Source organism: Gordonia sihwensis NBRC 108236, assembly GCF_000333035.1.
In the GTDB taxonomy this organism is placed as follows: domain Bacteria; phylum Actinomycetota; class Actinomycetes; order Mycobacteriales; family Mycobacteriaceae; genus Gordonia; species Gordonia sihwensis.
The window spans coordinates 156,005-167,896 of sequence record NZ_BANU01000006.1; the positions used below are offsets into that span (position 1 = coordinate 156,005).

Annotated in this window: 12 protein-coding genes; 5 read left to right on the forward strand and 7 right to left on the reverse strand. The window is 69.8% G+C overall.

All coding sequences use genetic code 11. The features are described 5' to 3' along the window. Nucleotides 1-22 precede the first annotated feature (22 nt). Nucleotides 23-1,252: a protein kinase domain-containing protein gene (locus GSI01S_RS04770; RefSeq protein WP_006895310.1), complete on the reverse strand. Its 1,230-nt coding sequence runs from the start codon at nt 1,250-1,252 to the stop codon at nt 23-25. A 70-nt stretch (nt 1,253-1,322) separates the two neighbouring features. Between GSI01S_RS04770 and GSI01S_RS04775 the strand changes: the two genes are divergently transcribed. Continuing rightward, on the forward strand, nt 1,323-1,688 hold the full coding sequence (locus GSI01S_RS04775; RefSeq protein ID WP_006895311.1) for an Rv2175c family DNA-binding protein: 366 nt from the start codon (nt 1,323-1,325) through the stop codon (nt 1,686-1,688). A 12-nt stretch (nt 1,689-1,700) separates the two neighbouring features. Here GSI01S_RS04775 and GSI01S_RS04780 read toward each other — a convergent pair whose 3' ends face one another. Genes GSI01S_RS04780 through GSI01S_RS04795 form a run of 4 tightly spaced genes read right to left on the reverse strand, consistent with a single transcriptional unit; the run spans nt 1,701 to nt 6,709 of the window. Then, entirely contained in the window at nt 1,701-2,612 is a 912-nt protein-coding gene (locus tag GSI01S_RS04780) for a phytoene/squalene synthase family protein (protein ID WP_006895312.1), read from the reverse strand. Continuing rightward, nucleotides 2,605-4,086, reverse strand: coding sequence for an alpha-(1->6)-mannopyranosyltransferase A (locus tag GSI01S_RS04785; protein WP_006895313.1), 1,482 nt, complete (start codon nt 4,084-4,086; stop codon nt 2,605-2,607). The genes GSI01S_RS04780 and GSI01S_RS04785 overlap by 8 nt, the downstream gene beginning before the upstream one ends. Beyond that, nucleotides 4,083-5,609: a phytoene desaturase family protein gene (gene crtI, locus GSI01S_RS04790; protein ID WP_006895314.1), complete on the reverse strand. Its 1,527-nt coding sequence runs from the start codon at nt 5,607-5,609 to the stop codon at nt 4,083-4,085. Before crtI ends, GSI01S_RS04785 begins: the two co-directional genes overlap by 4 nt. Before the next feature lie 5 nt (nt 5,610-5,614). Continuing rightward, nucleotides 5,615-6,709 carry a polyprenyl synthetase family protein gene (locus GSI01S_RS04795; protein WP_006895315.1) on the reverse strand — a complete coding sequence of 365 codons (1,095 nt, stop codon included), beginning with the start codon at nt 6,707-6,709 and terminating at the stop codon, nt 5,615-5,617. Nucleotides 6,710-6,823: 114 nt separating this feature from the next. Between GSI01S_RS04795 and GSI01S_RS04800 the strand changes: the two genes are divergently transcribed. Further along, entirely contained in the window at nt 6,824-7,807 is a 984-nt protein-coding gene (locus GSI01S_RS04800; RefSeq protein ID WP_045539584.1) for a methylenetetrahydrofolate reductase, read from the forward strand. 42 nt (nt 7,808-7,849) lie between these two features. On the opposite strand, the gene GSI01S_RS04805 is transcribed toward GSI01S_RS04800, so the two are convergent. Together GSI01S_RS04805 and GSI01S_RS04810 are read right to left on the reverse strand one after the other, a co-directional pair. Then, the gene (locus tag GSI01S_RS04805; protein WP_174302278.1) at nt 7,850-8,668 is read right to left on the reverse strand and encodes an LppM family (lipo)protein; all 819 of its coding nucleotides are present in this window, start codon (nt 8,666-8,668) and stop codon (nt 7,850-7,852) included. A gap of 78 nt (nt 8,669-8,746) precedes the next feature. Beyond that, nucleotides 8,747-9,415 (reverse strand): GNAT family N-acetyltransferase, encoded by a 669-nt coding sequence (locus GSI01S_RS04810; protein ID WP_006895318.1) that lies wholly within the window; start codon nt 9,413-9,415, stop codon nt 8,747-8,749. A 337-nt stretch (nt 9,416-9,752) separates the two neighbouring features. Between GSI01S_RS04810 and GSI01S_RS04815 the strand changes: the two genes are divergently transcribed. From GSI01S_RS04815 to mraZ, 3 genes are all read left to right on the forward strand, one after another. Next, the gene (locus GSI01S_RS04815; RefSeq protein ID WP_006895319.1) at nt 9,753-10,286 is read left to right on the forward strand and encodes an SAV_6107 family HEPN domain-containing protein; all 534 of its coding nucleotides are present in this window, start codon (nt 9,753-9,755) and stop codon (nt 10,284-10,286) included. 132 nt (nt 10,287-10,418) lie between these two features. After that, nucleotides 10,419-10,829, forward strand: a complete 411-nt coding sequence (locus tag GSI01S_RS04820; protein WP_006895320.1) for an SCO2097 family morphological protein — start codon at nt 10,419-10,421, stop codon at nt 10,827-10,829. Nucleotides 10,830-11,284: 455 nt separating this feature from the next. Next, a complete protein-coding gene (gene mraZ / locus GSI01S_RS04825; protein ID WP_006895321.1) occupies nt 11,285-11,722 on the forward strand; it encodes a division/cell wall cluster transcriptional repressor MraZ in 438 nt (145 codons plus the stop codon). Nucleotides 11,723-11,892: the final 170 nt, after the last annotated feature.

Below are 11,892 nucleotides of genomic sequence, written 5' to 3' on the forward strand. Positions count from 1 at the left end.
AGGAGACCCGACGGCGCCCGGTTCAGGCGAGCGAGGCGCCCACGGCCCACCCCGCCGCTGCGAGCACGACGGCGACGATCGTGATGATCGTCAACCACACGGCCGCCAGTGCGCGTCCGCGCGATGTGGCCGCGGGATCGGCTTCGTCGATCACGTCGACCTGGTCGGAGTCCGGCTCCCAGTCGGCCCGGTCGGCCCACTCCGGCTCGTCGTCCGTCCAGCGTCGCTCGTCGGGTCCGTCCCAGGCGTCGTCGTCCCACCGATCAGACCGGGGGAGCGGCTCGGGATCGTATGCGGTGACCGGTCGCGGATCGGGCGCCTGCGCCGACACGGCCCGCACCGGGCGGGCGATGGCGGAGGTGACCCGCGCCGAGGCCCGGCTCGGAGCCGGGACGGTGAAGGCTGGCAGGTCGAGTTCATCGGCGGCGTCGAGCAACGCGTGCTGCATGGCGAATCCGTCGCGGAAGCGATCGGCGCGGTCACGCTCGGTGGCTCGCAGGACGATCTCGTCGATCTGCGGCGGGACGCCTTCGATCAGGTCGCCGGGGGCGGGGACGTCGTAGGTGAGCCGCTGATAGGCCAGCGCGAGCGGAGTGCTGCCGCTGAAGGGCTGCCGTCCGGTCAGTAGTTCGAACAGCATCACTCCGGCCGAGTACACGTCGCTGCGCGCGTCGACGTCGGTGGAGTTGACCTGCTCGGGGGACAGGTACGCGGCGGTCCCCAGAATCACGCTCGCCGACGTGACGCCGGCTTCGGCGACCGCGCGGACCAGACCGAAGTCGGCAACCTTGATGTCGCCGTTGTCGGAGACGAGGACGTTCTCGGGCTTCACGTCCCGGTGCACCAGGCCCGCGCGGTGCGCGGTGCCCAGGCCGCCGAGCATCGGGATCGCGACGGATGCCACCGCGTGCGGCGGCATCGGCCCGCGTTCGCGGAGCAGTTCGCGGACGCTGCCCCCGCGCACGAGCTCCATGACGAGGAACGCGACCTCACCGTCGATGCTCTGGTCGTAGACCGCGACGAGGCCGGGGTGGCTCAGACCGGCGACGGCGCGGGCCTCGAACTCGAACCGGCGCAGGAACTGGGGGTCGCCCACGTAACGCGCATCCATCACCTTCACTGCGACGCGCCGACCCAGACGCAGGTCGGTTCCCACATACACCGAGGACATCCCGCCGCGAGCGATCGGCGCGTCGATCCGGTATCTGCGCTCCAGCACTCGGCCGATGAGCGGGTCGCCAGGGGTGGTCACGGTGTTCGAATCTACCCGCCGCGCCGACGACCTCGTATGTGCCGCGCAGGACACCGGTAGGCTTTGCCCCGTGGGTTCTCTTCCGCTTTCGATCGACATCCTTCCCGACGACGTTCCAGTTCTCGACCTGGACCAGGCCGCCAAGCGGCTGGGGGTCTCGTCCAACCGGCTCCGCACACTCATCCGCGACCACAACCTGCTCGCGGCCTCGCGCGGAGGGGTACCCGTGATTCCGGAGGCCTTCTTCGGGTCCGACGGCCTCGCGAAGCACTTCGAGGGGCTGGTCCGGATCCTGCTCGACGGCGGTTACACGCGCGACGAGGCGATGCGCTGGCTGTTCACCGAGCAGGACGACCTGGGGCTGCGCCCGGCCGATGCGCTGCACACTCATTCGGCGCGCGAGGTGATCCGGCGCGCACAGGCTCAGGCCTTCTGACGGCGCAGCCGGTCAGCCGAGAGCCGGGCGGCCGGCCACGGCGGTGACGGCATGGCCGAGCCTGCGGTGGACCGGTACGACGGCCCGCGCGGCGAACACGTCGTGACCGCGGTCTTCGATGGCGGTGAGAATCGCGCTGTACGACCGCGCGGCCGCGCAGATCGCGGGGCGCGACCGTCGGGGCAGTGAGGCGATGGCGGGCAGCGTCCGCCGGTACTGGTCGCGATTGACGGCGATCAGATGCGCCGTCGCCCGCCGCATCCGGGGGCCGGCCGTGCCCGCGGTGGCGTCGTGACGCAGCTCCTGCTCGTCGACCCCGAAGGCGCCGAGGTGGTCGAGGGGCAGGTAGATCCGATTCCGGTTCAGATCTTCGCCGACGTCACGGAGGAAGTTCGTGAGCTGGAACGCTTCGCCCAGCAGGGCTGCACCCCGGGCGGTGTCCGGATCGGGAGCCGCGCCCAGGATCGGCAGCAGTTGCAGGCCGATCACCGCGGCCGAGCCGTAGGTGTACTCGGCCAGGGCGTCGAGCGTCGCGTAGCGGTTCCGGAACAGGGGGTCGCCGGGCAGGTCCATTCGCATCGATCGGCCGAACGCCTCGAAGGTTTCGGCAGGGATCGCGAACCGGTCGACCGACTCGGCGAGCGCAGCGAGCATGTCGGCCTCGTCCCGGCTCAGACCAGCCGGCACCGGCGCCCCCGCGAGTGCGGCGGCCAGGCCGTTCTCGAGGGCGTCGAGCCGCGCCGATCGCGGCTGCGACCCACCGGCACCGTCGACGACGTCGTCGACGGTGCGTGCATAGCCGTACAACGCGAACACCGCGCGCCGGCCGTCCACCGGCAGCAGACGCGAGGCCAGGAAGTAGGTGCGGCCGGCCGCGCGCGTGAGCGACTCGGCGAGGCGGTACCCGCGGTCGGCGTCAGCCATGGATCAGCAGGGACCCGAGCCCCCGCAGTCTGAGCGGGTCGCGGCGGCGCAGCGAGACGGCCGCGAGAACGGCGAAGGCCAGCGCCATCAAAGTTTCGAGCGGCTTGTAGAACAGGATCGAGTCGTCCGGCTGGAAGACGATGAGATAGAAGGTGCTGACTCCGACGACCACCTGCCGCACCCACATCGGGAGGGTGAATGCGACGGCCAGGCAGGCGACCCACGTGTAGTACCAGGGCAGGGTCGACGGTTCGAGCAGTAGCAGAGCGAGCATCGCCCATGCCATGCCGGCCATCGCGGACCGCTCGTCGCGACGCGACCGCCACCAGAGGTACACGAGGATCAGCGCGAGTGCGACGCTGCCGATGGCCCGCGTCACCACCAGGACCGCCTGGAGGTTGAGCGTCGCGAAGGGAGCCGCGGCGTAGGTGACGATGTGCCCGACGAAGATCGGGACGGTGAACGGGTTGATGATCCGAGAGGCGTACGACAGGCCGTTCATCCATCCGAGGCCGAGGCCGAGGATCACCGTGAAGGCACCGAACACCGCGGCGGGGATCGCGCCCGTCGCGACGAAGATCGCGACACGGTCGCGCCAGGCGATGAGCGGAGTCGGTGCCGCGGGATCGGCCGCGCGCCGCTTGCGCAGGTGGTCGAGCCAGATCCACATGACGAACGGAATCGCGATTCCCGCGGTGACCTTCACCGAGATCGCCAGGCCCAGGACCGCGAGACCCGCGACGTGCCTGCCCTCCAGCGCCAGGGCCACGCCTGCGGCCAGGAAGCCCATCATCAGCAGTTCGAGGTGTGGGCCCCCGACCAGATGGATCAGCAGCATCGGGTTCACCAGGACCAGCCAGAGCCCGAGTCGCCGGCTCGCACCGAAGTGCGCGGCGATCCGGGGCACCGCCCACATCGTCAGGAGCAGTCCGGGCAGCAGGGCGACGCGGATGGCGAACACGCCGGCGAAGACGTTGTCGCCGGTGATCCCGACGATGCCGCGCAGCAGGAGCATGAACCCGGGACTGTAGGGCGAGGTCGTGGGAGCCCAGATCTGCGCCATCGAATCGACGATCGGTCCGGGACGGTGTGCGGGTCCGTCGGTGTAGGGATCGAATCCGTGCATCAGCACCGACGCCTGACCGAGGTAGGCGTACACGTCGCGGCTGAAGGTGGGTACCGCGAACATCAGCGGCGCGGTCCAGGCGCCGACGGTGGCCATCGTGGCGCGCAGGCTCATCCGCTCGGGGCTCCGGCCGATTCGCACCCAGGCGATGACCATCAGCGCGATCCCCGTCCAGAACGCGAAGCCGGACAGCGTCTTCCCGTGGCCGTACGTCATCGGCGCCAGGCCGAGATCGGCGAGCGTCGCGTCGTTGCGAGGAACGTCGGAGAGACCGTAGCTTCCCGCGACCACCAGCAGCACACCGAGGAACCCGAGACAGGCGTCGGGATAGCGCTTCAGGAGATTCACGACCGCCCCCCGTGTCCGTTCCGGCCACGCAGGTAGTCGTCGATCCGCGCCGCGGCGAGCCCGCCGGACACGAGCACGGGCGGGATGCCGACTCCGGGCACGGTCGCGCTGCCGCCCAGAGCCAGGTTCGGCACACCCCGCCAGCGGTTGGGCGTGCGCAGCGGGCCGGTCTGCGCGACGGTGTGAGCCGCGGAGAACGGCGTCCCCGCGGGCAGACCCGATCGCAGCCAGGTCAGCGGGTGGTCGATCCGGAGCACGGTCATCGAGGACAGACCCGGGTAGCCGCGGGACTCCAGGACGCCGAGGAACTCGGCGGTGTACGGCTCGGCGAGCACATCCCACGGCAGATCGGCCGAGACCAGATTCGGTGTCGGCGCGAGAACCGACACCGACTCGGATCCGTCGGCCACGAATGTCTCCGGATCGGTGGCCGCAGACCGGGTGATCAGGAACGATCCGTCGCCCATCAGTCGGCCCGGGCGAGCGGTGAGGTCGGCGAAGGTGTCGGTCCACGCGGCGCCGAAGTCGAGAGTGTGATGGCCGGACCGCCAGCCCGCGGTGGTCCCGGCCGGCAGCACGCCGTGCACCACCACGGCGCTCGGCGAGTAGCGCAGAGTCCGCAGGCGGCGCTCGTCGTGCAACAGTTCGGCGACCGCGTCGCGTTCGAGTGTCGCGACCACCGCGTCGGCGGCGAGCCGCTGGTCGCCGACGAGCACACCCGAGGCGGAGCCGTCGGTCCGGCGCAGAATCCGGTCGACGCGTGCTCCGTACTCGATCCGCACGCCGGCGTCGGCCAGTGCGCGCTCGAGGACCCGGCCGATGCGGCCCATGCCGCCCGCGGGAGCACAGAGGCCGCGGCCGATGTCCATATCCGCGATGATGGCGTAGATCGCCCGCGCGCGGTGGGGTGGAACGCCGGCGTAGAGCGCCTGGAAGGTGAACGCCCGCTGAACCCTGGGGTCGGAGACGAATCGACCCACGGCGGCGGTGAGGCCGCCGAGCGCGCCGAGCCGGACCAGGTTCGCGGCGGCGGCGCGCGTGCGCGGTCCGGTCAGGTCGGCCAGGCCGTCGTAGTTGCGGTCGATGAAGACGTCGAACTCGGCATCGTAGACGCGGCGCAGCCAGGTCAGCAGGTCGCGAGTACCGTCGGCGGCCTCGGTCCCGAACACCTGCTCGACGGCGGCGGGGATGGCCGCGGGCTCGCGCGGTATCGCCAGCGACGAGCCGTCGGCGTAGTTCATGACGTAACTCGGGTCCACCGGGCGCAGGGCCAGCCGCTCCAGGGCCTGCTCGCGGTCGACGCCGACGGCGGTGAGTGCGTCGACGATCAACTCGGGCATGGTGAGAACCGTTGCACCCGTGTCGAATCGGTGACCCGAGATGGTCTCGGTGCGCACCAGGCCGCCGGGGGAGTCGGTGGCCTCCAAGACTGTCACCTCGTGTCCGCGGGCGCGCAGGTGGGCCGCGGCGGTCAATCCCGACAGCCCCGCTCCGATGACGACGACGTGCGAATCAGCGGTCATGGCCGTCACCGCCGTCGATGGGTGATTCGGCGGGCCATCCAGGTCAGATCGGCGCGCGCGGACTCTCCGGCATCCAGTCCGTCGATGCCGGCCAGGGCCGCGTCGAGGCGTTCGTCGATCTGTCTCTCGATCTCGGTGAGTGCGCCGGATTCGGTCAGGACGTCGCGCGCCGCGGTCAGCTCCGCCTCCGACAGCGAACGGCCGAGGCTGTCGCGCAGCAGATCTCGGCCGGCCGCCGACGCGCGCTGCAGACCCTCGGCCAGGAGTGCGGTGCGCTTGCCTTCGACGAGGTCGTCACCGGACGGCTTCCCGGTCTCCGCGGGGTCTCCGAATACACCGAGGACGTCGTCGCGCAGTTGGAAGGCGACGCCGAGATCGAGCCCGATGCGATGCAGTGAGCGTGACAACTCGTCCTCGGCCCCGGACAGCGCCGCACCGAGCTGGAGCGGCCGGGCCACCGTGTACGCGGCCGTCTTGTACTCCATCACCCGGTACGCGGCGGTCACTGACTCGTCGCCGGACGACTCGTTGGTGATGTCGAGGAGCTGACCGCCGAGCACCTCGGTCCGCATCTGAGACCACAGAACGGCCACCGGCCGCGGCAGCGGATGCGGATCGGCGGGACCGCCGTCGGCGGGAGTGATGCCGTGCACGAGGTCGTCGGCCCAGGCCAGTGCCAGATCGCCCAGCAGGATGGCCGCCGAGACGCCGTAGTGCGCGGGGTCGCCGGCGAACCCCCGGTCGCCGTGCAGGGCCTCGAACCGGCGGTGGACGGTCGGGCGGCCGCGCCGCGTGTCGGAGCGGTCGAGGATGTCGTCGTGGATGAGGGCGCAGGCCTGGATCAACTCGATCGCGGCGCCGACCCGCAATGCCGTCGACTCCCCGGGGCCGGTGTCGGCGGCCGCTTCGGGGCCGCATCGCCAGCCGGCGTAGACGAACAGCGGCCGCACCCGTTTGCCGCCCGACAGCACGAAGTCGGCGAGCACGTCGCCGGCCTCCGCGACCGCGGGGTAGATGTCGTCGAGCGCAGGCCGGCCGGAGTCGAAGAACGCCGTCAGGATCTCGTCGACCGCGGCGGGCACGTGCGCAATGTTGACCACGACTGGCAAGGTTACCGGTCCTCGTCGATAGCCCGGCCACGCGCCGCAGCGGCGGTGATCGCGGGCACAGCCGCGGTATCGGCGGCCGCGGGCCGCTCGCCGGGTGTCCGTATGATGACTGGGGTGACCGATCCGATCAGTACCGACTCCGACGTCCGCGCCCGCCCGGGGCAGTCGGTCGTGGAGCGTCTGGCCGACCCGCACTCCGGGCCGGTGCCGTTCTCCGTCGAGTTCTTCCCACCGCGCGACGCCGCCGAGGAGGCGCGACTGTGGCGTGCGGTCCGGATCTTCGAACGAATGAACCCGGCCTTCGTGTCGATGACCTACGGTGCGGGCGGATCGACCCGCGACCGGACCGTGCGCATCGCGGGCGAACTCGCGACCGAGACCACGCTGCTGACCGTCGCGCATCTGACCGCGGTCAACCACAGCGTCGACGAACTCCGCGGCCTGGTGGGCGCGTACGCCGACAAGGGCATCGTCAACCTGCTCGCCCTGCGCGGTGATCCGCCCGGTGATCCGCTCGGTGAGTGGGTCAAGCACCCGGAAGGCGTGGCGTACGCCGAAGAACTGGTGCGCCTGATCGGAGAACTCGGCGACTTCCACGTGGGCGTCGCGTCGTTCCCCGAAGGTCACCACCGCGCGCCCAATCTCGCCGCCGACACCGGAAATCTGGTGCGGAAGCTGCGGGCGGGCGCGGAGTACTCGGTGACGCAGATGTTCTTCGACGTCGACGACTTCCTCCGCCTGCGCGACCGTATCGCCGCCGCCGATCCCGAGCAGGGCGCCAAGCCGCTGATCCCGGGGATGATGCCGATCACCTCGCTGGCCTCGGCGCGCAGGATGACCGAGCTGTCCGGCAGCAAGATCCCCCCGGCGGTCGAGGAACGGCTAGCGAAGGCGGCGGGCGACGGACCGGAGGAGAATCGGGCCGACGTGCGTGCGGTCGGCATCGACCTGTGCACGGAGGCCTCGTTGCGGCTCATCTCCGAAGGGGTGCCGTGCCTGCACTTCTGCAGCCTCAACTTCGCGAAGGCGACCAGCGAGGTGCTCGAGCGCATCGGCATCGACACGCGCGGGGCGCTGGCCGGCGTCTGAGACGTGCGGTCCGCCGGAGAGGGCGACCGCGCGCGGACGGCGTCAGTCGGCGCCGCGCCCGGATGTCTCGCGCTCGGGCTTCGGGGACTCCTCGTCGGACTGCGGCGCCTCGGGCTTGCGCTTCGGGCGTCCCGGACGGGGTGAGCGGTCCCGATTCTGGTAGGCCGCGTACACGACCATCGCGACGATGATCGCGCACAGCAGGAACATGAACCAGGTCCAACTGGGCACGGCGGCGGTCGCCGGATCCGCGTACTCCGAATCGGCCTGCAGGTCGACGTTCTGTCCCGGGGTGGGCGTCCAGACCACCGTGTCGTCGCCCGCCTGATGACCGTTGGTCGCGACCACCTCACCGCCGAACGTGATCGACAGGGAGAAGTACACGCTGCCGGGATCGGCGTCCGTCAGCGAGGCCGAGCCGCGGAAACGGACGATGTCGCCGCTGCGGGACGATTTGAGATGGACCGTCGCGGACGGGTCGGGGAGGGCGGCGGCGATGATGTCGCCGAGCTGGCTGAACTGACCCGCAGAGAGTCTGTCGAAGGTGAGCTCGGAACCGACCTTGCCGTCGGGCGACGGCGCGGCCTGTCCGCCGGGGCGCGAACTCTGCGTCGACGGGGCGGGTACGGCACTGCTCTCATCCGACTTCTCCGGGAAGTCGGTGGTCCAGACCTGGCCGCTGAGCGAGGCCGGGATGTCGAAGGACGGCTTCTGCGGATGCTGATCCGGTGACGTGGCGATGATGACCGTGCCGGAGAACTGGTCGCCGACCGTGGTCGACTTGGTGAGACAACCGGTGAGCACGGGGATCAGTGCCAACAGTCCGGCTAGGGCGAGCGCGGTGCGGCGGAACGAGGTCACCGACTCATCGTGCCAGAAGAGATGCGCCAACCTGCGCAGTGTCGTCATCGGTGCGTCGGACGGACCGCGGGCGGCCGGTCATCGCGGCGGGGGACCGGCGTCCGGAAGAGGGAGCGGGCGTCCGAGGAAGGCGAACGGCCGGGCGTCTCCGGCGAAGGTGAAGTGCCGCAGGACATCCTCGAAGCCGAGGCGGCGGTAGAGGCCCCAGGCGCGATTGGCCTCACCCTGGACTTCGGGCGTCGAGAGGAGGACCTTGCTCTCCGGTCTGCCCGAGAGCAGCGATGTCAGGAGCCGTTGGCCGACGCCGCGGCCCTGACCGGCCGGATGCACATGCAGTTCGGTGAGTTCGAAGTAGTCGCGCATGAACTCGCGCGCGTCGGCGGGCCGGGTTCCGGCCTGTAGCAGTCCCGAATACAGCTGGCGGTTCCACCACTGGTCCGGTGCACCGCGGTAGCCGTACGCCACCCCGACGAGGATCTCGCGATCCGAGAGCGCCAGCGGTGCGCGCACGCGCAGCCGGGAGTACGTGGGCCGGAGCGAGTCGAGCGCGGACAGCGTCGCGAACGCGCCGAAAGCCGACCACCCGGGGCGCGCGATGTGATCGCGCCACAGCGGCAACCGGTGGGCTTCGCTTCCGCGGGGGTAGTGCATGGCGGTGATGTAGGTGTGCACAGCGGGATCGAGCCACAGGTGTGCCAGATCGGCCGGGAGGGGCGCGACGCGGATCGGGGAGGCGTCCAGTGACATGCCCGTTCCCTTCGTCGTCGGCTCGATTCGTCTGCGGCTGCCAGACTCTGGGAGCGTAGCGGCACTTGCCCATCGGCGTTCACACCGGCTACGGTTGACGCCTGTCGAACTGATGTTCGTATCGGTTGGGCGGTCCAGTGGCCCGGCGATGGGGAAGACATCGCCGGGCCACCGATCATCGGTGACGGGGTCCGCTGTCGAAGTCTTCGCGGGAGTGCCGGCGCCGTGCGACGGCCGGCCGTCGGGCCCGTCGTCGCAACACCTTCTTTGTCGTACCCCTCTGTCATGGTGTCGTCACGAGCCCGACAGAGCCGGGCGCCGACACGGAGGAGTTGGGATGGAGCGGTCAGCAGAACGGTCCGGGCGGCAGTTCGCCGGGTTGCATCTCGCACCCGCCCCGTCGGTGTCCGGTGCACAAGCCGATCACGGAGTCGACCCGCACGTGGTGCACCGCAGCCGCGATCTCCTGGATCGGGCAGAGGACCTGTTCGAGCAGGCGGCGTCGGTGGACGACGACGGGGCCGAGCGATTCCGGCTGTTCTATCTCGCGGCGATCCGAGCCGCCGGCGCGGTGCTGGAGATCTACGAGCCCTCGGGCCGCGTCCGCCGACGCCGCGGTGCGGCGGACGCGTGGAGTCGGATCAAGGAGCGTGCTCCCCAGTGCCGGGAACTCGCCGACTATTTCGGCGAACTCTCGACCATGCGCTCGCACGTCGAGGCGGGGCTGGTGCGCGCCGTCGATTCCACGTTCTGCGCGCGCGTGGAGCGCCGTGCGGTCGCGTTCCTGGACGTGGCCGACGCGACGCTGCTGGCGTACGAGCAGGGGAAGCTCACCTCGAAGCGTCCGGCGGCGCGCGGAACCGTCGCTTGAGTGCGCGGGATGATCGGCGTGATTGTGAACGCATCGTCGGCCAATGGTGGTCGAAGGGCGCTCGGGCTCGTACTATTGACATAGAGAGGCGAGAAGACGAAATCCTCGCCACGATCCAGTAAGGGAGGAGCGGTGCCGCTTTCAGAGCACGAGCAGCGCATGCTCGATGAGATAGAGAGCGCTCTCTACGCCGAAGACCCGAAGTTCGCGTCGAGCGTCACCCGCCACAAGGTGCGCTTGCCGAACGCGCGTCGTCGGATCGTGGTCGCTCTCGGGTTCCTCGCTGGACTCGCATTGCTGGTCGGCGGAATGATGGTCGACGTCGAGGTCGGCGGACTGAAGATCCTCAGCTTCGTCGGATTCCTGCTGATGTTCGGGGCCGCGGTCTTCGGCCTGATGGCTGGCCGCGGGCGGATCTCGGGTCCCGACGGCGCCTCCTCGTCGAAGAAGTCCGGAAAGGCCGCGAGCGGTCACGGCTCGTTGAGCCGACGGATGGAGGATCGCTTCAACCGTCGCTTCGAGCGGGACGACCGCGATCTGTAGAACCGGCCGTCGGCACCGGCGGCTGACGGCCTGACGCGCCCTGCGTCGACAACGATCTCCCTGGCGGGGTCGCAACTTCCGAAAGGAAGATGCGGCCCCGTTTTTCGTATCTCGGGAACGTCTGTCTCCGGGGTGTCCCCACAGCGTCCCACCCCGTCTCCCCACAGCGTCCCACCTCGTCTCCCCACAACGCCCCACCTACCGCTCTTGGTTGGTCTCACCAGTCACTTCGTTACCTTTTGACCCCTTTCGTAACGACACTAGTGAGCTGCGACACGTCAATGATTGCTGAGAATTCAGTGAAGCTTAGGCACTCTGACCTGCGCATATAGTTGATGGTGGGGAAACGGTGGGGCCTGCGGGGTGGAATGTGGTGGAAAGTGGGGTAGTGTGGGCATTACTGGGCGAGGGGGATACCGGAACCGCCGAACCCGGAAGGGTGAGGAGGTGTCGACGTGGCTCGTTTCGTCGGCACCTACACGCCCAAGCTCGATGACAAGGGGCGACTGACGTTGCCCGCGAAGTTCCGCGACGCGCTGGCAGGAGGAGTCATGGTCACACGCAGCCAGGACCGCAGCCTGTCGGTGTACCGGGCAGAGGAGTTCGACGCGATCGCCGAGAAGGCGGTCACCGCGTCGCGCAACGACCCGGAGGCCCGCGCTTTTCTGCGGTACTTCTTCGCCGGCGCCGACGAGCAGCGGCTCGACGGGCAGGGCCGCGTCAACCTCTCGGCCGAGCATCGCGACTACGCGGGGCTCACCAAGGAGTGCGTCGTCATCGGCTCGTACGACCACCTGGAGATCTGGGACGCGCAGAGCTGGCGCGACTACCAGGCCCAGCACGAGGAGGCGTTCTCCAACGCGGGATCGTCCGCCCTCGACTCGATCCTGTAACGGGATCGCGTCGACACACGTGAATTGAACATTCGGAGATCACGACTGCTGCGGTGAGTCGAGGCCTCGGCCCGATCGACCCTGACGTACTTCCCCAACGCCAGGTGCGCTCGGGCGGGGACCCCGTCTCATCGCAGGCCCACACCGCCGCAGTTCCACGGCATCGATGC